Raw genomic sequence first — 22,119 nt, forward strand, 5'->3', positions numbered from 1 at the left:
TTTTTTTCTGCGTATCAATCTTCAACCGGATTAAAATCCGGCTCTACAATATTTCCGAGCCGATGGCTCTTTTAATTGAGAAATAACCAATTAGGTGCAACATCATTTCTTTCATTTAAATAAAAAATAATTTCAGCCGGACTAACGTAATTGTTTGTTAGTTATAATTTCTGATGCTTGTATAAAATAGAGCTGCTTTTCTTTTTTCTAAAAATTTTGAGAAAAGCAGTATCTTGCCGTACTAATCAAAAGCATCAGATTTGAATTATGGATAGTCCGGTTGAAATTCCTTTTAAAAGCTTTATTCAGCTTAAACCTGAAGAAAGCACTGCCATTTACCTGCAGCTTGTTTTCGAGTTTATCAAAGCCATACAAACAGGCTTTCTTCCTGAAGGCACCAAACTTCCTGGTACTAGAATTTTGTGCAAAGTGCTCTCTGTTAACCGAAATACTTTAATCAAAGCTTTTCAAGATCTTGAATCGCAAGGCTGGATAGAAACGCTACCGAACAAAGGAACGTTTATTTTATCCCAGCAAAAACAAAAAAACAAAGCTGAATTTACGATTTCGAAAGAACAAAATTTAGCGGAAGAAAATATTGGATTTAGTTTTCAACGTTCGACCATTCTTGAAAGTCCAATAGAAAGCAGCAATCTTCCGCATCAGTTTAATGACGGAATGCCCGATTTACGATTGGTGCAAACCGATGTTTTGGCGAGATTGTATGTTTCCAAATTAAAACGCAGAAAAACATCTACAACCTACGAACAGATAGCATTGCGTTCGCATTCGAATTTTAAAACTCATTTTTCTAATTATCTCAATCTTACTCGCGGAATTCGTATTTCAACTTCAAATCTGCTTACCACCAGCAGTCACGAAATTGCTTTGTATTTGGTTACCAAAATATTGATTTCTCCAAATGATAAAGTCGTTGTCGCTTCACCAGGTTATTATATGTCGAATATGACGCTAACGAATACTGGGGCGCAGATTATTTCTATTCCTGTAAATGAAGACGGAATTGATACTAAAAGACTAAAAGAAATCTGCGAAACAACCAAAATTCGCGTTTTATACTTAACCTCCAATTATCATTATCCAACCACGATTTCGCTTAGCGCGAAAAAAAGAATCGAGGTTTTGGAGCTAGCCAATCAATACGGATTTGTGATTCTAGAAGACGATTACGATTTTGATTTTCATTACGACAACAATCCAGTTTTGCCTTTAGCAGCATTTGATTCTTATCAGAAAGTGGTTTATATTGGTTCTTTTGGAAGATCGCTCCCGTCTGGATTCAGTTATGGTTTTGTCGCCGCTCCTGCAGAATTTATTAAAGAACTCGAAAAACACCAGAACATTCTCGAACCTAGAATTGATGTTCTCAAAGAACAAGTTTTAACGGAATGGATTACGGAAGGCGAAGTGCACCGTCTCTCTAAAAAAAACAAAAAAATCTATAAAGAACGCCGCGATGATTTTGTTTTTCTTTTGAACGAAAAACTAAAAGGTAAAATCATATTTAAAGTTCCGCCTCGAGGATTGGCGATTTGGGTCGAATGGCTGGATCATTTTAATTTGATACAATTTCAAAAGGAATGTGCCAATCGAGGTTTGTTTCTGCCGAAAACCATTTTATATCAAACCAAAAATATTACTGCAACCCGCTTAGGATTTGGCCATTTAGAAAAAGAAGAAATGGAAAAAGCAGTTTCTATGTTGAGTGAAAGTTTAGAGATCATTCTTAATAGATGATTTTTTTTTAAACACATAGAAACATAGCCCAAGGTTTCAACCTTGGGAGACATGCGGAAGAAATCAATATTGCGTTTCTAAGGTTTAAACCTTAGTCTATGTCTGATTAAGATTATCATTATAAAGAAATTATCATACTGATAATTATATAATTACCAATTCTAATCGTATAAGTAAAAAAGCTATTCTGAAATTAACTTTGAGTAATAAGTTTAATTTCAAAAAGGCTGGCTATGATTTTATATACTATTGTACAATTGCTTTTAGTATCGTTTGCTGCTACTTCGGCTATGACCTGGTTTAGTTACGCGATGTCGGAAACTTTCAGGGAGTTGTACAAAGAACCTGTACTTTTAACTTACGTTGTAAAGAAATTAGATATCACGCTTTCCAAAAGATCTCAAAAAATTTGGGCTTGGCTGATACATTATATTATAGGACTCCTATTTGTTATAGGCTATCACATAGTATGGGTAAAAGATATAGTATCGATCTCACCGCTGACGGCGCTACTATTTGGAGCAATAAGCGGACTAATTGGTATTTTAGGCTGGGTGTTTTTATTTAAAATAACGCATCATCAACCCCCAATTGACTTTAGAGGTTATTATATCCAGCTGTTCTTTGCCCATATTATTTTTGCTATTGTGGCAACTGCATTCTATTACATTACACTAATCTTAATATCTAAAGCTTATGTCACTTTCTAAATACAACGAAAAAAGAGATTTTAAACAAACTCGAGAACCGAAAGGAAAGGTAGGAAAATCGGCAAGCGAACTGATTTTTGTAGTGCAGAAACATGCTGCCTCGCATCTTCATTATGATTTTAGGCTAGAAATGGGCGGCGTTTTAAAGAGTTGGGCAGTGCCAAAAGGTCCGTCGATGGATCCAGAAGTAAAACGTTTGGCCATGATGGTCGAAGATCATCCGTACAGTTATAAAGATTTTGAAGGTACAATTCCAGAAGGAAATTATGGCGCAGGAAATGTGATTGTTTGGGATAACGGAACGTATACGTCTGATGAAAAAACGGATTCTGATGAAAAGCAATTACTAAGTGATCTTGCAAAAGGACGTTTAAGCTTTGTTTTAAAAGGCAAAAAACTAAAAGGAGAATTTTCGTTAGTAAAACTTCACGGAAAACAAGAAAACGCTTGGCTTCTTATCAAAAAAGACGACAAATATGCTTCTGCTGAAGATATATTAGAAAAAAATAAATCGGTTATTTCTAAAAGAAGTTTGGAGCAATTGGAAGAGAAATCTAAAAAACTGACTTCTAAAACAGAAGAAAAGCCAGCCGAGAAAAAAACAGTAAAAAAAAAGTCCAATCCAAAAGTTGAAATAGCTAGATTCTTAAAACCAATGCTTGCCAGTGTGAGCGAAAAACCTTTTGATGATGATAAATGGATTTTCGAAAACAAATACGACGGCTACAGAACCATTGCCGTTATCAATGCACAGCAAGTTGATTTATTCAGCCGAAACGAAATTTCTTTTAATTCTAATTTCAAACCGATTGCCGAAGAGCTAAAACAAATTGATCACACGGTAGTTTTGGATGGCGAAATTGTGGTAGAAAATGATGCTGAAAGAGCCGATTTTCAGCTGCTCCAAAACTATATGAAAACCGGAATCGGGAATCTAAAATATTATGTTTTTGATTTATTGAATTTAGACGGAAATCTCATTACCGAATTGTTTTTACTGGAAAGAAAAGAACTGCTTAAAATTCTCTTTAACAAATATCCGTTTTCGAATGTTTTGTATTCTGAACATACCATCGGCGACGGAATTAAACAATTTGAAAAAGCGGTTAAAAACAAAACGGAAGGCATTATTGCCAAAAAAGCTGAAAGCACTTATACTATCAATCGAAGAAGCACCAACTGGCTCAAAATAAAAACGGCAAACGAAGAAGAAGTCATCATAATCGGAATTACAGAACCTCGAAACTCTAGAAAGTATTTTGGCGCGCTTTTGCTAGGACAATACGACGGCGAGCAGCTTCAATACATTGGCAAATGCGGTACAGGCTTTACAGAAAGTACGCTGAAAGATTTGTATACCAAACTAGAACCCCTTTTTATTGCTAAATCTCCGCTTGACGAAAAAATTCCGATTCGGGATAAAATTCAGTGGGTAAAACCAAAAGTGGTTTGCCAGGTTAAATTTTCAGAATGGACACAAGACCAGCATTTAAGACACCCCGTTTATCTCGGAATCCGAATAGACAAAAAAGCGGAAGAAGTTCTTTTATCATTTAAAAACGATGCTACAGCACAACTAAACTCAGAAGAAATGACAGCTACAAAAAATAAAACTCAGATTCAAACAGAGAATGATTTTGACATGAAAGTCGGAAAAACCGTTTTGCATCTTACCAATCAGAATAAGATTTATTTTCCAAAAGATAAAATCACAAAAGGTGACATTATTCATTATTATGATGAAATTGCAGAATTGATTCTTCCGTACCTTAAAGATCGTCCAGAATCGATGAATCGTTTCCCGAACGGAATTGACTCTCCAAGCTTTTATCAGAAAGATGTAGATGTAGATAAAATTCCGAAATGGCTTAAAACCAAGAAAATCTTCTCAGAATCTAATAATGCTGATATAGATTATCTCATTTGCAATAACAAAGAAACGCTTCTTTACATGGCCAATTTGGGCTGTATTGAAATGAACCCATGGAATTCGACTGTAAAACATATTCAAAATCCAGACTGGCTGGTTATTGATTTAGATCCTGCAAAAGACGATTTTAAACAGGTTGTTCAAACGGCTTTGGTCGTAAAAGAAGTTTTAGACGAATTGGAAACCGAATGTTTGTGTAAAACTTCAGGCGCTTCTGGACTTCATATTTATATTCCGCTTGGCGCGCAATACGATTATGATTCGATTAAAATTCTTGGAGAATTAATTGCAAAAGAAGTGCAATCTAGAATTCCAGATATTACCACAGTTGATAGAAGCATCAAAAAGAGAAATAGTAAATTGTATATTGACTTTTTGCAAAACCGCCGCGGACAAACTTTGGCAGCGCCTTATTCGGTGCGTCCAAAACCTGGTGCAACTGTTTCTACACCTTTAGAATGGAGTGAGGTAAATGAGAAATTGCATCCGTCGCAATTTACCATCAAAAATGTATTAAGCCGTTTTGAGAAAAAAGGCGATTTATGGAAACCTGTTTTATCAAAAGGAGCGAATATTAAAAAGATTATTCATAAACTGGAAGCCAACCAAAATGATTAAGAAGATTTTTTCTTTTTGGTTTCTAAACTGGCTTTTAGCATAGACATTAAATCGTCGCTTTGTTTGTGCACCACTTTCATTTTTGGAGCCGTTTTTTGAAGTTTTCCTTTGGCTTTCTTTTTAATGATGTCCAAAAGCTTAGCGGTATATTCGTCTTTGAAACCCGAAATATCAAATTTCTCTGTCAGCTGATCAATTAGTTTTTCGGCCATGTCCATTTCTTTTGTGGCTTTTTTGGACATTGGCGGAAGCTTTAATTCTTCTGTACTTCGAATTTCTTGTTCAAAACGAATTCGGTTTAAAACAATGACATTTTTGTAGGGTTTTAAAATAGCTAGACTTTCTTTATTTCGCAAAACGAATCTCGTAACGCCAACTTTTCCTGAAGCTTCAAGCGCATCGCGAAGCAGTCCGTAGGCATTCATTGCGCCTTTATCTGGTTCGAGATAATACGGCTGTTCGTAATAAATACTTTGAATTTCTTTTTCGAAAGCAAAACTTTCAATGTCAATAGTCTTGGTTTTAATGGCATCGGCAGCTTCAAAATCTGAATCTTCTAGAATAACGTATTTATCATCGAGTTTATAACCTTTTACGATATTCGCAAAATCAACTTCTTTGCCTGTATCTTCATTCACACGCTTAAACTTAATGTTGGCATGATCTTTCGCGTCGAGCATATCCATATCCAAACTGCTTTCTTGCACCGCCGAAAACATTTTTATCGGAATATTAATTAATCCGAAACTTACCGAACCTGTCCAAATTGATCTCATTGTTTCTGTTTTTAAATTGAATACTAAATTTACTCCAACTTAAAAACGTAAACCTTACAAAATCAAACATTTGTTTTATAAAATTCTCTCTTTATGTGAAATGTGGAGATGTAAAATGTGGAAATGTAAAATGTGAGATGTAAAAAGCTTTCCCAATAAATATTTTACATCTCACATCTCACATATAACATTTTACAATTGAAAATTAATAATAAATGCTCAATACTATTTTTGATTTGGAGCTGTCAATAATTTTTTCCAATTTCTTAAAAAAAGCTTCGCTTACCATTGGGCATCCTTGGCTGTTGTATATGTAATAATCTTGTTCTTCTTCTGGCACCGCTGAGTATGGATGCAGTACAATTGCTCTTTTTTCTGCATTGCTATTCGATTCATTTAATCCCAGAAGCCTGTACGATTTGCCAAACATTCCACGATACGCTTTACCGATGGCATACTGCCCCAAAGAAGTGCATTTTGAATTGGGTTCGTTGCTAAATTTTAACTCCCCACGTACCGTTGTTTCCGATCCTGAACCGTTGGCAACAAGACCTTCTTCGATAATTTTATTATTTTCGAGATCATAAATAAAAAATCTATTTTTCCCCGACTTGATTTTCATATCTACGAAGAAAGCAATTTTAGCATTGTAAGCATTGTTTTTTGCAATAGTGGCTTTTATCGCTTCAAGCTGTACGCTAAAACGCTCCATTTCTGGACTTACTGGTGGTATTTCTGTATTGCTTTCCTTTGGAGTTCCCCAAAAACCAATACATAAAAATAAAGTCAAACTAAAGAGCTTCATAATAATTGTTCTTAAAAATTAACGGCGCAAAATTAGCTCGACTAAAAAAAACAAATCGTCCATACAAGACTGAAAAACAACACAATAAGACTTTTATATATAAAAAAAAGACAGACGATTTTTCGTCTGTCTTTTTGTTGTTTCAGGTTTCAAGTTTCAAGTTAAACTCATAACTTATAACTCATAACTTATAACTCATAACTTATAACTTATAACTTATAACTTATAACTCATAACTCATAACTCATAATTATTTACCATCCTTTTACTGCTCCGCCTTTAAATTCCTGTTCAGCAGCTTTTTCAACTTCTGGAGATTGGAAGGCTTTTAAAAACTGTTTTACTTTTTCTTCGTTTTTATTGTCTTCACGGCTTACAACCAAATTCACATAAGGAGATTCTTTATCTTCAATAAACAAAGCATCCCGAGACGGAATTAATCCTGCAGCAGATGCAAAAGTATTGTTGATAATCGCGATAGAAACATTTTGGTCGTCTAAAGCACGAGGCAATTGAGGCGCTTCTAATTCTAAAATTTTTAAATTTTTAGGATTGCCCACAATGTCTGTTACTTTTGGCAATAAACCAACGCCATCTTTTAATTTTAAAAGTCCGTTTTTCTGTAAAAGCAATAACGAGCGTCCTCCGTTTGTTGGATCATTTGGAATAATAATCGTGCTTTCGTTTTTCAATTCAGAAAGGCTTTTAATTTTTTTAGAATATGCTGCAATTGGGTAAACAAACGTATTCCCGATAATAGCCAATTTATAGCCTCTTTGTTTTGACTGTTCGTCTAAATATGGCTTATGCTGAAAAGCATTGGCATCGATATCACCTTGGCTTAAAGCTTCGTTTGGAATCACGTAATCGTTGAAAGAAACCAATTCTACTTCCAATCCGTATTTTTCTTTGGCTACTTTTTTAGCCGCTTCAGCCACTTTTAATTCTGGTCCAGAAGCCACTCCCACTTTTATAAAATGAGGGTCGTTATTTTTTTTATTTCCGCAATTTGATAAAACAAGCGCTAAAGCTAAGACTCCAACAACTTTTAGAATATTTCTTTTCATAATAATTGTATATTTTTTAATTTCTAAATTTTCACTTTTCACTTTTCACTTTCGACTTTTGACTTTTGACTAAATTACCTATGATCGAATCGTTTTGATAATCTATCTCCCGCAAACTGAATTACAAATACCAAAATAACCAATAAGGCCAAAACCGAATTCATTATTACGGCATCGTAACCTATATATCCGTATTGATAACCTACTTGTCCTAAACCGCCTGCTCCAACAGCTCCGCCCATTGCAGAATATCCTACAAGCGTGATTAAAGTAATCGCAGCTGCATTAATTAAAGAAGGCAATGCTTCTGGCAGCAATACTTTGTAAACGATTTGAAAAGGTGTTGCTCCTAGTGCTCTCGCTGCTTCGATTAATCCTGACGGAAGGCTTAGCAAGCTGTTTTCTACCAAACGGGCAATAAACGGCGCCGCACCAATACTTAGCGGAACTAAAGCCGCGCTTACACCAATTGAAGTTCCAACGATAGCACGTGTAAACGGAATCATCCAAACGATTAAAATAATGAATGGAATAGAACGAAAAACATTTACTACAATAGATAATGTTCTATTTAAAACAGGCTGTTCTAGAATCTGATTTTTACGAGTCAGGAAAAGCAAAATTCCTGTTGGAAGTCCTAATAAAAAACCAAAAAAGCCCGATACAAAAGTCATAACAATGGTTTCCCATGTGCCTTTTAGCAATAAATCTATAAGAGAATCAGACATAACCTAAAATTTCTGTTTTAATGTGTTTTGAATTAAAATATTGAATGGCAGCATCGTAGTTTTCACGTTTACCCGAAAGTTCAATCAGCATCACGCCAAAATTTACTTCGCCCGCCTGATCCATTTGTGCGCTTACAATTTTAAAATCGGTATCAAAGAGTCTTGAAACTTCTGAAATCACTGGTTCGTTAACCGATTTTCCTGTCATTTCCAATTTCAACAGTGGGTTTAAACTTCCGTTATCTTCTTTTTGCAATTTCTCTTGATACACTTCTGGAATATCGATATGTAAAGACGAAGCGATGAACTCTTTTGTCAATTCATGTTTCGGATCGGCGAAAATTTCGCCAACACTTCCTTGTTCGATTAATTTTCCATGACTGATAACCGCAACTTCATCACAAATAGATTTTACCACTTCCATTTGGTGCGTAATCAATAGAACTGTAATATTCAGACGCTTGTTAATGTCTTTCAGCAAATTTAAAATTGATCTCGTCGTTGCAGGATCCAGCGCGCTGGTAGCTTCGTCAGACAAAAGCACTTTCGGATTATTAGCCAAAGTTCTCGCAATGGCTACTCTTTGTTTTTGTCCGCCCGAAAGGCTGGCAGGATAATCGTTTGCTTTTTCGGCCAAACCTACCAATTGCAATAATTCTAAAACACGCGTTTTGATTTCGCTTTTTGAAATTCCAGATAATTCTAACGGAAAAGCCACATTTTCAAAAACGGTTCTTGAAGAAAGCAGATTAAAGTGCTGAAAAATCATTCCGATCTGTCTTCTTTCAATTGCCAATTCTGCGTTTGATAATTGCATTAAGGCTTTACCACCTACTATAATTTCGCCAGAAGTTGGCCTTTCTAACAAATTGACACAACGGATGAGCGTACTTTTTCCTGCTCCAGAAGTTCCAATTACACCAAAAATTTTCCCCTCAGGAACTCTCAGCGAGACATCAGACAATGCCGAAACAATTTTGTCTTTCTGATGAAAAGTCTTGGTTACATTTTTTAATTCAATCATTTTTTAGGTTTTAAAACACAAAAAGCCCTTCATAAATGGGTTGAAAGGCTTTTCCGAAATAAATTTTATCATTTTATATATTAAGCCAGATCAATAAATGCCATAACAGCTACACAGCACATCATACTGTAGCGATAATAATTATTCATTTTCTGGTTCTCTTTCTTCATAGCGATTGCAAATTTAAATAGTTCTTTTCAATTTTAGCATATAATTTGTTAAAACTTTTATTTCCCTATCAAAATAATAGACTTTTTGAAATCCCAAATTCTAAGTCCCAAATTCTAAATCCCAAATTCTAAAATCTAAATTCTAAAATTTATATTCTCCGATCTATATTCTATATTCTTAAAATTTCCTTTCAAAAAAAAATCCAAATTCCAATTGTCCGAGGTTTCGGGATTGGAATTTGGAATTTTAATATTGGAATTTTAAAACTTAATTATTTTGTTCTGCAATTGTAGACTTGTTCAGTTTTATTACTCTGATCTTTTTATTGGTATTGTCCGACAAGAAAATACGATCGTCAAGCTGTGCTGTAGCAACAATAGTTCCGAATGGGTTTTGTCCTAAAATATCAGAAACGCTTAAAACAGTGTTGTAGTTCATTTTATTGAATTCCGATTTAGAATACAACTTTAAATAAGAAGTACTTCCCACATTTTCTGAAGTAACTGCCCAATCTTTACTAAAAGATATCGCAATTGGTTTAATATCTACAAACTGAACTTTTTGCGGTTCTATAGGAGTTGTTAGCGAAGTTGCCGCATTGGCTTTAATATTGGCAATATTATAATACAAATAGCTTTTCGCATCTCTTCCTGCCACAACTAGATTTCCATCAGAAACATCCATTGAATACACTTCTGTAAATCCGTTTAAAGTGTTCAATTTGGCAATTGGCTTTAAATTCCAATCGCTTGTTTCTGTAATTTGAGTCGCATCAAGCACCTTTATGTTCTTCTCTTTTTCTTTTACAAACACCAATCCGTCTTTTGCTACAACGCCAAAAACGTGTACAAAAGTTTGCCACCACTGTCCATTTCCAACCGTACTGATTCCGGCATTGGTCGTTTCATCAAAAACAAACAATCTCGATTCTGTGCTTCCTACATAAATTCGGCCGTTATCAACAGAAACCGATGTCAAACTTGTTAGCGGAATGGTTGTGCTTCCTTTTGTATATTCTTTTATAGTTTTAATGTGTGCTAACGTGAGCGCATCAAAAATCTCAAGCACATTTCCGTTAATTACATACAATTTCTCTTTTGAAATCGCGATTCCTTTTGGATCAAATGCTTCTGTGCTTCCTGGAATATTTTCGTTTGTAATAGCAGCTTCATCTGTTGGATAGTAATAGGTATAGTCTTTAGATGACGCTTCGTCTTTGCTGCAATTTGTAAACAGACAGAGTGCTAAAATTAGGGGCAGTATATGTTTCATGTATGCTATTTTTTTTAGTTCCATTTTCCTTCGCCTTTATATTTAACTAAAAATGGATTTTTAGGATCGATTTTAAATACTGGTTTTTTATAAGTTCCCGTTACGTACGCTGTTTTAGCATACGTTTTTAAAATATCCGGATCTAAAAACGGAAGATCATTTAAGTAAATCAAGTATTTATAAAAATCGGTAAGCATTCCTTGTTGGCCTCCGCCTTCTCCGCTGTTTGCTAAATTACTACTGTGGCTGAAACCAATATGATGCGAATATTCATGCGACCAAACCGACATATCTCCTACCCAATGCCCAGTTACATAACCCGATTCCCATTGCGATGCCAGATTTCCTCCGCCCCAAGCAGAATCTCCTCCTACCATTGCCATCCAAACGGTTCTTTTATCTAGATAATTCCAGTATATTTTTTCGATTTCTTCTTTAGAATAATAATCGTAAACGCCATCGACATCATCTGCATTTCCGTGCCAGTTCAATGCGCCGTTTATTGCTGTTCCTGCTGCAGCCGCTTGTTCTTGTTTGTACTTATCAAAATTGGTAAAAGTGCTGTAATATAACGGATGGCTTAAAGCATAAGAATAATTGATAATCATCGTAATCGCTTCTTTTGCCAAAGCTGGATTCATAGGAAGAAATTTTCCATATTCATTAATGTGGTAGCCATCATGAAACTGCACCAAATGATTTGATTTGATTTTTTTGAATTTCTGAAACAAAGGATCATCAGACTCGACAGAAAACTGAATGGCACCAGATGAAAACCCTTCGATTTTATCAATGGTTACGGTATTTCCTGTTTCTGATAAATAATCGTTTTTCTGCTCCGTCAGAGGGATTTTATGAAACGAACGGTGAAAAGCAGGAACTTTTGAAAAACTAAAGATTAAAAATTTCTTATCGTAATTAGGCAGTTTTGCATACACTTTTACATTTGTCAGTCCAACTGGAGAATAAAGCGAAACTTGTACAGAATCTTTTCCTTTTTGAATAATCTGAAACGGTTCGTTTACTCTAAACCAACGATCTGCTTTGTCGTACATTTTTGAAGGACTTTCGTCATCTGCAAACATGGTCATTGGTTTGTTTTCTGCAGGTAAAGCTGAAGCGTCTATGCTTGGCAGGTAATTAGGCTTGTATGAATCGCCATCGTCACTACAGCCGAAAATAATACTTGCCAATAGGACAAGCATAAATAAGTGAGTGTTTTTTCTCATCAGTAAGTAAAGTAGGTTTGGGGTTAAAATATCCTACAAAACTATAAATATGCTTGGTATAAACAAGTCAATTGCAAGAAAAATAAGAACACGAAATATATTAAAAGTAAGCTTTTATAAATATTTAGTATACTTAAAAGTTAGATATAAAGTAGCTATTTCGTTAAATCTAAAGTTGTAATCGTAGATAAATCAGCTTCAAATTGAACAAAACTTGCTGGGAAACCAGATTTTATTTTCCCAACTTTATCTTGCATTCCAATTGCCGATGCTACTCTTGCAGTGGCCATTTTTATCGCTTCATCTGCCGAAATATTAAGATGGTTGTAAGCATTTTGTACCGCTTCTGCCATTGAAATTGTTGCGCCTGCCAGATTTCCGTCTTCATTTCTATAGAAACCATCTACTAAATGAGCATCAAATTTATCCCATCTAAAATTGGCTACTTTTCGTCCCAAAAAGGTAGCGTCGCTAATTAAGAAAAACTTATCCTGCTTTAGTTTGTATGCAATTTTAGCTGCCGCATAATCGCAATGTACGCCGTCCAAAATGACTGGTGCATAAACTTCTTCATTTTCAAAAACGGCTCCTACCAAACCGGGTTCGCGATGTCCGAATTGTGTCATTGCATTAAACAAATGCGTAACCAGATTTATTCCTTTAGAGAAATAAGCTTGAGCTTCTTTATGCGTTATAGTCGAATGTCCGATTGAGATTGTAATGCCACTCTCGATAAGCATTTGCAATTGTTCTTCGGTAAAGCATTCTGGAGCTATGGTAATGACTTTTATAACGTCTTTTCCTTTGCTGATAATTTCTTGAAGTTCTTCGTTAGTCGGTTTTCGAACCTGATCGATACTGTGTGCTCCACGTCTCTGCGGATTCAAAAATGGTCCTTCCAAATGCATTCCGATTACGCCATTTTGGTGCTTTATCCTATATTCACGAACAGCTTCAATTCCTTTGAGGATGGTTTCTCGAGAAGAAGAAATCAAACAAGGCAAAACATGCGTTGTGCCGTATTGCATGCTTGCATCATAAATATCCTGAATGGTTTCTTCATTTGGAGTTTGGCTGAAATAGTACTTTTCTCCGCCATTAATCTGAATATCGATGAATCCTGCTGCAAGGTGCTTTCCTTTTAAGTCGATTGTCTCAATATCGTTTGGAGTTTCTGTCTGAACCGAAATAATAGTTCCGTTTTCTACAATTACAACTCCATTTTCTATTATTTCTTCACCTGTATGCACAACAGCATTGACAATCGCTCGCTTCATGTTTTTGATTAATTTCTTTGTTCCAAATGTAACGAAGTTTGAACTAATTCCTAAATAAAAAAAGCCTCAGAAAATATCTGAAGCTTTCTTGAATTTAAACTCTGAAAATCAATATTATGCAGACAGGTACGGACTGCATATTTTTAAACGCTCATCTTAAAACTGTATCAATGGTTTCAATCGTTGCGTTTCCCAAGGTTGAAACTTTGGGCTATGTTTGAATATGATGATTTATAAATTATAGATTATACTTCTGTCTATCTCTACGTTTCCCAAGGTTGAAACCTTGGGCTATGTTTGAATATGATGATTTATATATTATACTTCTGTCTATCTCTGCGTTTCCCAAGGTTGAAACCTTGGGCTATGTTTGAATATGATGATGTATAAACTATAGATCTATTATTTCGCTCCTACGGAGCTTTTTTATATCGCGAATCTATTTCTATAGATATTTCGCCCTACTAGGACTATAATTATTTTATCTCATCCGTTGGCTTTGCGCGATCTTTTTAATGCTCTGGAAGAGCAATATATTTATAGATTAAGTTTAATGGCATGAATCTAAAGCTCCAGAGGAGCGACATATTTTATATCTACAGATTATCCCTTTTAATCTGGATTGGCCAATATTTTATACAATTCGGCATTCGAAAGATAAAATTGGTTTTCTAAACTTATTTGCGAAAGCTTTGCACTTACCAGATTATTTTCTCTCGAATTGATTAAGAAAATCGAACTTTCTCCAAACGAGAATAATTTCTCTTCTGAATTCAACATCGTCATATAATCTTTTACGAGATTATCGATTACAACTTTTTGTTTTCTCAAAGAAGCAATTTCAGTTTGCTGCGCTTTGATTTTATTTTTAAGTTCCAATCGCTGCTGACCGATATCAAACTGCATGTCCTGAATTTTCAGTTTTGCCATTTTCAAGCTTCCTCTTTCTTTTCTTAAGAAAATCGGAAAACTGAAATCGATGTTAAACTTGTAATCATCGGCGTTGAAATTGTTCCAGTAATTGGGTTCTGAAATGTAGTTATAACCCACATTTATTTTCGGAAGCAATGCATTGGCTTTCAGCTGGCGGTTGACTTCTAAAATATCCATTTTAGTTTCCAGAGACTGAATTTTTGGGTGCGAATCTAACGATTCAACATCTACCATCATAGCATCTGTTCTTAGCGTTTCTTCTATAGTCTGGCTTAAATTCTGCTCTGGTTTTACTACATCTCCAAGTTCAACCGGAACATCTTCGATCCATAAAAAATTGGCCAGTTTCAATTTTGCTTTGGCTAATTTTAAATTTCCGTTTTCAACATTCAGTTCACGGTTTCTAACAGTAATTTTAGCTTCGATACTGTCAATCGCTGGTGCATCTCCCGCTTTGATTAATTTTATAACTCCTTCAAAACGAGTGCTGGCAAAACCTAAATAGTTTTTATACAATTCGGCTTCGTTATAGCTTTTTCTCCATTCAAAATAAGCTTCACTTGCTTGATACAAAACTTCAATTGCTCTTAGTTTTCGCTGTGCATCGCTTAGTTTTACCTGAAGTTTTCCTTCTCTAACATCGGCCATTCTTTGGTTAATAAACATTCCCTGCCCTAAAGCAACGTTAATTCCAAGCGAAGTTAAACCTGCTTCTGGCGTTTTGTTCTGCGGGTTGTAATATTCACCGCTGGTATCGTCAAAACCTGCTTTGATCTCCACTCCATACCAAGTCGGAATTTTGAAACTGCTGTTTAATAACGAATAATATTCTGTGCCTTTAAATTCTTTCTTATTGTAATCTACTTCAAGTTTCGGATCAAATCCGCCTCGCGCCATCATCAGTTTTGCTTGAGCGTTTGTCACTTCAAGATTGGCTTGTTTTACCAGTGGGTGATACTTTTTTACATAGCCCAAAAACTCGATAAAAGTAAGTTCCTCTTGATTAAAATTCTGACTGTGCAGCGTAGAAAAACAAAATAGCAGTAAGAAAGAAAACAGTTTTACTAGATTTCTCATTTTACTTTTTCTCCTTTCCTTTTTCTTCTTTTTCTCCTGAGTTGTAATAGTTTGGCGGGAAACCATTCAAGTTTCGCCAAATCTCGTACCATACCGAAACGGTTTCTAACAATGCAATACTCTGCGCACCAGCACCAATGCTCAATTCTTTTGGCCAATGGCGATCTTCTCCATCTGGCGAAACTAAAATTCTGTATTTTCCATTCGGACTTATAAAGTTTTCTATCGCCACGACTTTTCCTCCGTAAGTTCCGTAAGACAATCCCGGCCATCCAGAAAACACGATTCTTGGCCATCCATCAAACCAAACACGAACTTTTGCACCACGATGCACAAGTGGTAAATCGATTGGATCTACGTAGGTTTCTACAGCAATATCGTATTTAGCTGGCATAATGCTTACAACTGGAGTTCCTTCTTTTATTGTTTCTCCCAAACCAGCCAATAAAGCACGGTTTATATAACCGCTCTGCGGAGCCGTAATGTAGTACAAACCATTTCTAAGCCTATAATTGGTATATTGGTTTTCTAGTTTGTTTACCTGAGCTTCAGTATCGTATTGTGTGCTTAAAGCGGTAAACTTATCACTTCTCGATTTCGATATTTTTTCGGCATATTCAGCAGTAATTCTACTGATTTCTACTTTTGCGTTTATCAATTCATTTTTACTGCTTAGCAATTTATTTTCTTGCGTAATCACATAAGCTTCTGATTCTTGCAATTTTAATCTTTTCTGTTCGACATCGGTAAGCGGTTTTAAGCCTTCTTTGTTTAAAGCTGTCGAACGGTCAAATTGTGTTTTGGCAATTCTGAGCTGTGTTTTTACCGCCACAAGATCCATACTGTCACTTTTTATTTTCAGTTGTGCCTGACGAATTTTGTTTTGGGCCTGCTGCAATTTCAACTGTCTTTCTGTATTAAGCGACTGCGCCTGCACATCAAGAGAATTTACTTTATCACCGTATGATTCTGCAGCCATTTTTTTGGCATCGACCTGCTGTTTGGTATTGTTAACCAAGTTAGGATCTAGGTAATCTTCTTTGATCTCCGAAATATAAACTATCGTATCTCCTTTTTTTACATAATCACCTTCTTTTACAAACCATTTTTCAATTCGTCCCGCAATCGCATTGTGAACTGTTTGCGGTCTTTGATCTGGTTTTAAAGTTGTTACAGAACCTGTTCCTGAAATATTTTGTGTCCAAGGCAGAAAAAGGCATAAGACAGCAAAAATCAGAAATCCGATTATGACTCTATTTAAAATTTTATAATGAGGCCTGCGGGCAACGCTTGTAATCGATTTGTATTGCCCTGGCGTTATAAGTACGTTGTTATCTTTAGATATGTTGAGCATGATTAAAGCTTTATGTCGTTAATAATTTTTCCGTCATCAATCGTAATCATACGACTGCATTTGCTTTTCCAAACATCACTTTTAGAAGTCACAATAACAGTCCAATCATTTTCTTCAGAAAGTAAAAAATCAACAATTTTACTCGAAGTCAATTCGTCCATTTTGTCTACTGGATCTTCTAAGAATAAGATATTCGGTTTACCCACAATACTTCTCGCCAAAAGAATTTTTTGAACATCAGAAGCAGAAAGTTCACGACCTCCAGGATGAATTTGATTCTCCAACCCGTTTTCGAAAGTTTTAATATATGGTGTAAGGCCAACATTATCTAAAGCCCATTTTAAATCGTCACTGTTTAGTTTTTCATTTCCAAAAACAATATTCTCACGTATGGTTCCTGCAAAAAGCGTATCGCCTTGCAAGTACGTTCCGGCTTGCGCTCTGTAGGTATCTTCGTTAAGACGATTCATATAATTGTCGGTCACGTACATCGCACCACTTTCTGGTTCTAAAACACCCGAAAGCAATCGTAGCAATGTACTTTTTCCTGCACCATTTGTTCCTGTAAGAATAATTCTTTCTCCTTGAGAGATTTTCAAATTGACATTTTTAAGCGATTTTTTGCTGTGGCCTGGATAATTGTAGCTGATGCTTTCTGTCTCAATATTAATTCCTTTTTCTGTTTTGTCTGAGGTTTGAGGAATGCATGAAATTTCCATATCAGTCACCTGACCAATTTTTTCTACAGAAGTCAATACATCATAGAAAGATTCCAATCCGAAGATGATTTTTTCTACCGAGTTGATCAATAACACAATTACGATTTCAGCTGCTACGAACTGCCCTATGTTCATTTGGTGGTGAATTACCAGAAAACCACCGATCGATAATAAGGCAGCAGTAACAATTACTTTAAAAATCGTAAGCTGAATGTATTGTTTTTTCATTACCTGAAAGTGCTTTTCGCGGTAATTTACATAGCTGTTTGCATATTTGTCATTTCGTTCCAAAGCATATTCGAAAGCTCCCTTTCTGCGGAAACTTTCTCTATTTCTAGCAATTTCTTGAAGCCATGCCGCAACTTTATATTTGAATTTTGATTCGTTCAAACTGGTTTCTAAACCATCTTTATACGAAAATTTAAAAATGACATATAAAATAACAATAAATAAAAGTCCGATTACCGTAAAGAAAGAATGGTAAAGAACCAAAAGAATAATCCCCAGACCCACCTGAAGAAATGCGGTGCAGAAATCTAGCAATAGTTTTGCTGTGCCTTTCTGTACCATTAAAGTATCAAAAAAACGATTGGCTTTTTCGGGAGCATATTCCGAGTACATTTCTTTAAATTTTATTAAAGGCATTCTGTATGCAAATTCGAAAGACGAACGCACAAAAATTCGCTGCTGGAGATTCTCTACAATTCGCAACTGCAAAATTGTAAGAACACCCCCAAAACCAACTCCAACTGTAACGAGAATCACGAGAACGATCCACGAAACGCTAAGCTGTCCGCTTTGAATAAAATTAATAATGGCTTGGATTCCCAAAGGCAGAGAAAGATTGACTAACCCTGCAAACGCAGCATAGAAGATAATTTGATAGACATCACGCTTATCGAGCTGCAATAAGTTATAAAAACGTTTAAATGGTGTCATGAATTTAAGTATAAATACAAGATTATTACATAGAATAAATATACGGCAAAAACCGCACTTTCAGATTAAGATTTTTATCCTAATCCTTAAAAAACAAGTATTTATGAAATTATTCGCGGAGGCGGTATATCTATTTTGCCATGAAAACCAAATGAGAAGATTGTATTATCGATATATTTTTTTCCTTCAGATTCTATTAAAAAAGCAAAATTTGGCATTATTGATTCTGATGAAATCAAATATTCCATTAAAGGAATTCCTTTGGCCAATTTGGCTGTTTTAGTCTCTTTTGTTTTATAATCATCCAGTTCTTCTGGGATTCCATCGCATTTGAAGATTTTTTTCAGAAAGTTGCAAGTAATGCCTTTTACGGTATAGGTTTCGGCATTATCGCTTAAGATTCTGCCTACGCTATTAGAAATGTTTAAACTGCTAATTAGAAAATAGCCAACAAGCAACGCCTGAAGGCATTTGCATAAAAAGCTATTTCTAATTTTGTTCAACATACTCTAAAGGCTGAAAGTTTAATTAAATCACATTGTTTTGAATCAAAATCTCAGTGATTTAAGGTGTTTATTATAATTTTTCTGAGCGCGCAAGTTAGAGCCATTTTTTTTGCAGAACATTAAAATAACATTAGAATTTAGAATCATTCAAAACTTTAAAATTATATTAACAAGGCATTCTTACAGCTGTCGGAATTATGTAAACACTAATTACAATTGTATAACCTAGACCATTAAGAGCGTTCTACTTTTGGTATTCTAAAATTTGACATAGTTCATTAAAATATATATACAAGTGTTACCGATTAGACAAATTAGATTTACAAACCATTTAATACAGAATCAAGAGATGACTTACGCAAAAAATGATTTGGCCCGATTTTTAGATGCGCAAAACAAACTTTATCTGACAGCACTATCTGAAATAAAAAAAGGTAAAAAAGAAACTCATTGGATGTGGTTTATTTTTCCGCAGATCAAAGGACTTGGTAAAAGTGCTCTTTCTAATTATTATGGCATTGCCAATCTTAAAGAAGCTACTGAATTTTTAAACCATCCGATTTTATCGAAACATTTAATTGAGATTTCTAAATTGCTGCTGACTTTGAAAAAGAAATCTGCCGAAGGAATTTTAGGAGAACTTGGTGCAAGAAAACTGCATTCTTCTATGAGTTTATTTGTTCAGGTAGAAAATGCTCATCCTGTTTTTCAGGAAGTATTAGATACTTTTTTCTATGGCCATCTGGATCAATTGACATTAAATTTTACGCAAAAAAATAATATATCGCCAACCGCAATTCTTTCTTAATTTTTTGCCACAGATTAAAAGGATTAAAAAGATTTTTTCGTTGCCACAAATTGCACAAATTGCCACGAATTAAAAATTGTATACAAATTGATTTGTGCTAATTTGTGTAATTTGTGGCAAAAAATACCACGAAATGTTCGTAACAGAACATAAAAAAATCTGTGAAAATCAATTTAATCTGTGGCCAGAAAAAAAACAGTGTTCTGCCAAACATTGTACTTTCTTAATATTCTTAGGACAAAAAAGAGAATAGCTCGAAAACTATTCCCTTTTTGATTAACAACATAATTATAAATAAAGTACAAATCTTGAACTTTAGCTTTTCTCAAAATTAGAAACTCCTTTTTTAAGCCAACTCAAATATTCTTCAACATCTGGATTATAGGCAGAAGTTTCGTTGAGTGTTTCTCCGTTATGATTGACCAAAACATAAAATGGCTGTGCGTTTGTTTTATAAGTCAGCGTCTGGAATTCACTCCATTTTTGACCAATATATTTTAATTTTTTTCCTGTCAATTTAGAAGTAATCTGCTCATTTGGATGCAATTCTCTTTTATCGTCTACATAAAGCGAAATCAAAACCAAATCGCCTTTTAATATTTTCTGTACCTTTTCGTTAGACCAGACATTGTCTTCCATTTTTCGGCAATTTACGCAGGCGTGCCCAGTAAAATCGATCATAACAGGTTTTCCGATTTTCTTGGCATATTTCATTCCTAAATCATAATCGGTAAAAGCCAAGATATTGTGCGGCCCAAGCTCTGCACCTTCTGGCAAGTTTTGTGCTATTTCTTTAGGAGAAGAATTGTTGAGACCATTGGGGATTTCGCTGTAATGCATCGGCGGCGGAAAACCACTGATCATTTTAAGAGGCGCTCCCCAGATTCCTGGAATTAAATAAATGGTAAAAGCTAGAACCAAAACGCCCAATCCTAATCTTGGAACGCTTAAATTTGATATCGGACTATCATGCGGCAACTGAATTTTTCCAAATAAATAAAAAGCCAGCGTTCCAAAAATCGCAATCCAAATTGCTAGAAATGTTTCTCTTTCTAACCAATGCAATTGCAGAACCAAATCGGCATTGGATAAAAATTTAAAAGCCAAAGCCATTTCTAGAAATCCCAAAAACACTTTAACCGAATTAAGCCATCCACCAGATTTTGGAAGCGAATTCAACCAGCCCGGAAAAGCGGCAAATAAAGTAAAAGGCAAAGCCAAAGCGAGAGAAAAACCAAACATTCCGACAAACGGAGCGATGCCTCCGCGAGAAGCCGCTTCAACTAATAATGTCCCTACAATGGGTCCTGTGCAAGAAAAAGAAACAATTGCTAAAGCCAAAGCCATAAACAATGTGCCAACTATTCCGCCTTTGTCTGCTTGAGAATCAACTTTGTTCGCCCATGCATTTGGGAGCATAATTTCGAACGCACCTAAAAATGAAAAAGCAAAAACCATTAAAAGCACAAAAAAGATCAGGTTGAACCAAACGTTTGTAGAAAGCGCGTTTAAAGAATCGGCTCCAAAAGCCCACGTTACAACAGCTCCCAAAAAGATATAAATGGCAATAATAGCAATTCCGTAAAAAACGGCTTTTCTAATTCCTTGCGATTTTGTTTTGCTTTGTTTGGTAAAAAAACTCACCGTCATTGGGATCATTGGGAAAACGCAAGGCGTAAGCAAGGCTGCAAATCCTGAGAAAAACGACAGTAAAAAAATCGTCCACAAACTTCTAATTTCCGTTTCTGACTTTGCTCTTTTTGGTTCTTTTTTTGGCGTCTTTACAACTTCAGCCGAAACAATCTCTGCTGCTTTTTCGCTTACTTCAGTAACCGCAGAATCAATTTTTTCTGTTCTTATTTCTTCTTTTGCAGTAGCTTCGATTAAAGTTTTCGCTTTCGCGGAAGGCGTAACTGTAAACTCCAATTCGTCTGAACTTGGCGGCAGACAATTTTCATCGTTGCAAACCATAAATTCAACTTCAGCATTGATTTTGAACGGTTTTGATGAAAGTATTTTGATGCGCTGTCTAAAAGTGGTTTCTTTTTCAAAAAACTTAATCTGCATTTTGAAAACAGGATCGCTTATCGTTTTTCCTTTTTCTTCCTTTACAGCATCAATCAATTGAAAATCTGCACCTTTAATAAAATTAAAACGGGTTGGAATCGGGCCTCCGTCTGAAACTTCCTGACTGTATAAATGCCAGCCCGATTCTATAATGGCTTTTGCCTGCAATTCATATTCAGTATCAGAAATTTTCTCGACACTGGTTTTCCATTTTATGGGATTATATATCTGAGCCTTTACGAATATGGAAAACAGCAGGAAAAAGCCCAGTAAAAAAATATTCTTTTTCATGGGTAAAAACTTTAAAAAGAGGGTTGAATAGCAAAAAACAACCCTCTAAGTATCCGCTAT

The 22,119-nt window shown here is 35.2% G+C and carries 17 protein-coding genes; 4 read left to right on the plus strand and 13 right to left on the minus strand.

Annotated features, from left to right (window positions below; translation table 11 throughout):
• Window positions 1-267: 267 nt before the first annotated feature.
• The 3 genes from J7574_RS07400 to ligD all read left to right on the plus strand — a co-directional run bounded on the left by J7574_RS07400 (window position 268) and on the right by ligD (window position 5,016).
• Window positions 268-1,758: a PLP-dependent aminotransferase family protein gene (locus J7574_RS07400; protein WP_290966438.1), complete on the plus strand. Its 1,491-nt coding sequence runs from the start codon at window positions 268-270 to the stop codon at window positions 1,756-1,758.
• Between the two features lie 233 nt (window positions 1,759-1,991).
• The gene (locus J7574_RS07405; protein ID WP_290966441.1) at window positions 1,992-2,468 is read left to right on the plus strand and encodes a hypothetical protein; all 477 of its coding nucleotides are present in this window, start codon (window positions 1,992-1,994) and stop codon (window positions 2,466-2,468) included.
• Window positions 2,455-5,016 (plus strand): DNA ligase D, encoded by a 2,562-nt coding sequence (gene ligD / locus J7574_RS07410; RefSeq protein WP_290966442.1) that lies wholly within the window; start codon window positions 2,455-2,457, stop codon window positions 5,014-5,016. Before J7574_RS07405 ends, ligD begins: the two co-directional genes overlap by 14 nt.
• Here ligD and J7574_RS07415 read toward each other — a convergent pair.
• The 12 genes from J7574_RS07415 to J7574_RS07470 form a co-directional block, all read right to left on the minus strand.
• Window positions 5,013-5,792, minus strand: coding sequence for a Ku protein (locus J7574_RS07415; RefSeq protein ID WP_290966445.1), 780 nt, complete (start codon window positions 5,790-5,792; stop codon window positions 5,013-5,015). The two genes, ligD and J7574_RS07415, sit on opposite strands and share 4 nt — an antisense overlap.
• Window positions 5,793-5,997: 205 nt before the next feature.
• Window positions 5,998-6,597: a murein L,D-transpeptidase catalytic domain-containing protein gene (locus J7574_RS07420; RefSeq protein WP_290966448.1), complete on the minus strand. Its 600-nt coding sequence runs from the start codon at window positions 6,595-6,597 to the stop codon at window positions 5,998-6,000.
• Window positions 6,598-6,851: 254 nt separating this feature from the next.
• The gene (gene metQ, locus J7574_RS07425; RefSeq protein ID WP_290966451.1) at window positions 6,852-7,664 is read right to left on the minus strand and encodes a methionine ABC transporter substrate-binding lipoprotein MetQ; all 813 of its coding nucleotides are present in this window, start codon (window positions 7,662-7,664) and stop codon (window positions 6,852-6,854) included.
• 74 nt (window positions 7,665-7,738) lie between these two features.
• The gene (locus tag J7574_RS07430; RefSeq protein ID WP_290966453.1) at window positions 7,739-8,392 is read right to left on the minus strand and encodes a methionine ABC transporter permease MetI; all 654 of its coding nucleotides are present in this window, start codon (window positions 8,390-8,392) and stop codon (window positions 7,739-7,741) included.
• Window positions 8,385-9,416, minus strand: coding sequence for a methionine ABC transporter ATP-binding protein MetN (metN, locus tag J7574_RS07435; RefSeq protein ID WP_290966454.1), 1,032 nt, complete (start codon window positions 9,414-9,416; stop codon window positions 8,385-8,387). Before metN ends, J7574_RS07430 begins: the two co-directional genes overlap by 8 nt.
• Before the next feature lie 438 nt (window positions 9,417-9,854).
• Window positions 9,855-10,859 (minus strand): hypothetical protein, encoded by a 1,005-nt coding sequence (locus J7574_RS07440; protein WP_290966457.1) that lies wholly within the window; start codon window positions 10,857-10,859, stop codon window positions 9,855-9,857.
• Between the two features lie 14 nt (window positions 10,860-10,873).
• Window positions 10,874-12,088 (minus strand): hypothetical protein, encoded by a 1,215-nt coding sequence (locus J7574_RS07445; RefSeq protein ID WP_290966459.1) that lies wholly within the window; start codon window positions 12,086-12,088, stop codon window positions 10,874-10,876.
• Window positions 12,089-12,243: 155 nt separating this feature from the next.
• The gene (gene nagA / locus J7574_RS07450; RefSeq protein ID WP_290966462.1) at window positions 12,244-13,365 is read right to left on the minus strand and encodes an N-acetylglucosamine-6-phosphate deacetylase; all 1,122 of its coding nucleotides are present in this window, start codon (window positions 13,363-13,365) and stop codon (window positions 12,244-12,246) included.
• A gap of 612 nt (window positions 13,366-13,977) precedes the next feature.
• The gene (locus tag J7574_RS07455; protein WP_290966465.1) at window positions 13,978-15,375 is read right to left on the minus strand and encodes a TolC family protein; all 1,398 of its coding nucleotides are present in this window, start codon (window positions 15,373-15,375) and stop codon (window positions 13,978-13,980) included.
• 1 nt (window position 15,376) lies between these two features.
• A complete protein-coding gene (locus tag J7574_RS07460; RefSeq protein ID WP_290966467.1) occupies window positions 15,377-16,729 on the minus strand; it encodes an HlyD family secretion protein in 1,353 nt (450 codons plus the stop codon).
• A 2-nt stretch (window positions 16,730-16,731) separates the two neighbouring features.
• Window positions 16,732-18,387: a peptidase domain-containing ABC transporter gene (locus J7574_RS07465; protein WP_290966470.1), complete on the minus strand. Its 1,656-nt coding sequence runs from the start codon at window positions 18,385-18,387 to the stop codon at window positions 16,732-16,734.
• A 101-nt stretch (window positions 18,388-18,488) separates the two neighbouring features.
• Entirely contained in the window at window positions 18,489-18,893 is a 405-nt protein-coding gene (locus tag J7574_RS07470) for a hypothetical protein (protein ID WP_290966472.1), read from the minus strand.
• 349 nt (window positions 18,894-19,242) lie between these two features.
• Between J7574_RS07470 and J7574_RS07475 the strand changes: the two genes are divergently transcribed.
• Window positions 19,243-19,701: a DUF1810 domain-containing protein gene (locus J7574_RS07475; protein WP_290966475.1), complete on the plus strand. Its 459-nt coding sequence runs from the start codon at window positions 19,243-19,245 to the stop codon at window positions 19,699-19,701.
• A 315-nt stretch (window positions 19,702-20,016) separates the two neighbouring features.
• Here J7574_RS07475 and J7574_RS07480 read toward each other — a convergent pair whose 3' ends face one another.
• On the minus strand, window positions 20,017-22,059 hold the full coding sequence (locus J7574_RS07480; protein WP_290966478.1) for a thioredoxin family protein: 2,043 nt from the start codon (window positions 22,057-22,059) through the stop codon (window positions 20,017-20,019).
• Window positions 22,060-22,119 lie beyond the last annotated feature (60 nt).

It is taken from the genome of Flavobacterium sp., assembly GCF_017744675.1.
GTDB lineage: Bacteria > Bacteroidota > Bacteroidia > Flavobacteriales > Flavobacteriaceae > Flavobacterium.

Excerpts from the sequence above, each read along its gene's own strand:
- J7574_RS07400 (WP_290966438.1), top strand. The coding sequence starts at position 268 with ATGGATAGTCCGGTTGAAATTCCTTTTAAAAGCTTTATTCAGCTTAAA.
- J7574_RS07405 (WP_290966441.1), top strand. The coding sequence starts at position 1,992 with ATGATTTTATATACTATTGTACAATTGCTTTTAGTATCGTTTGCTGCT.
- ligD (WP_290966442.1), top strand. The coding sequence starts at position 2,455 with ATGTCACTTTCTAAATACAACGAAAAAAGAGATTTTAAACAAACTCGA.
- J7574_RS07415 (WP_290966445.1), bottom strand. The coding sequence starts at position 5,792 with ATGAGATCAATTTGGACAGGTTCGGTAAGTTTCGGATTAATTAATATT.
- J7574_RS07420 (WP_290966448.1), bottom strand. The coding sequence starts at position 6,597 with ATGAAGCTCTTTAGTTTGACTTTATTTTTATGTATTGGTTTTTGGGGA.
- metQ (WP_290966451.1), bottom strand. The coding sequence starts at position 7,664 with ATGAAAAGAAATATTCTAAAAGTTGTTGGAGTCTTAGCTTTAGCGCTT.
- J7574_RS07430 (WP_290966453.1), bottom strand. The coding sequence starts at position 8,392 with ATGTCTGATTCTCTTATAGATTTATTGCTAAAAGGCACATGGGAAACC.
- metN (WP_290966454.1), bottom strand. The coding sequence starts at position 9,416 with ATGATTGAATTAAAAAATGTAACCAAGACTTTTCATCAGAAAGACAAA.
- J7574_RS07440 (WP_290966457.1), bottom strand. The coding sequence starts at position 10,859 with ATGAAACATATACTGCCCCTAATTTTAGCACTCTGTCTGTTTACAAAT.
- J7574_RS07445 (WP_290966459.1), bottom strand. The coding sequence starts at position 12,088 with ATGAGAAAAAACACTCACTTATTTATGCTTGTCCTATTGGCAAGTATT.
- nagA (WP_290966462.1), bottom strand. The coding sequence starts at position 13,365 with ATGAAGCGAGCGATTGTCAATGCTGTTGTGCATACAGGTGAAGAAATA.
- J7574_RS07455 (WP_290966465.1), bottom strand. The coding sequence starts at position 15,375 with ATGAGAAATCTAGTAAAACTGTTTTCTTTCTTACTGCTATTTTGTTTT.
- J7574_RS07460 (WP_290966467.1), bottom strand. The coding sequence starts at position 16,729 with ATGCTCAACATATCTAAAGATAACAACGTACTTATAACGCCAGGGCAA.
- J7574_RS07465 (WP_290966470.1), bottom strand. The coding sequence starts at position 18,387 with ATGACACCATTTAAACGTTTTTATAACTTATTGCAGCTCGATAAGCGT.
- J7574_RS07470 (WP_290966472.1), bottom strand. The coding sequence starts at position 18,893 with ATGTTGAACAAAATTAGAAATAGCTTTTTATGCAAATGCCTTCAGGCG.
- J7574_RS07475 (WP_290966475.1), top strand. The coding sequence starts at position 19,243 with ATGACTTACGCAAAAAATGATTTGGCCCGATTTTTAGATGCGCAAAAC.
- J7574_RS07480 (WP_290966478.1), bottom strand. The coding sequence starts at position 22,059 with ATGAAAAAGAATATTTTTTTACTGGGCTTTTTCCTGCTGTTTTCCATA.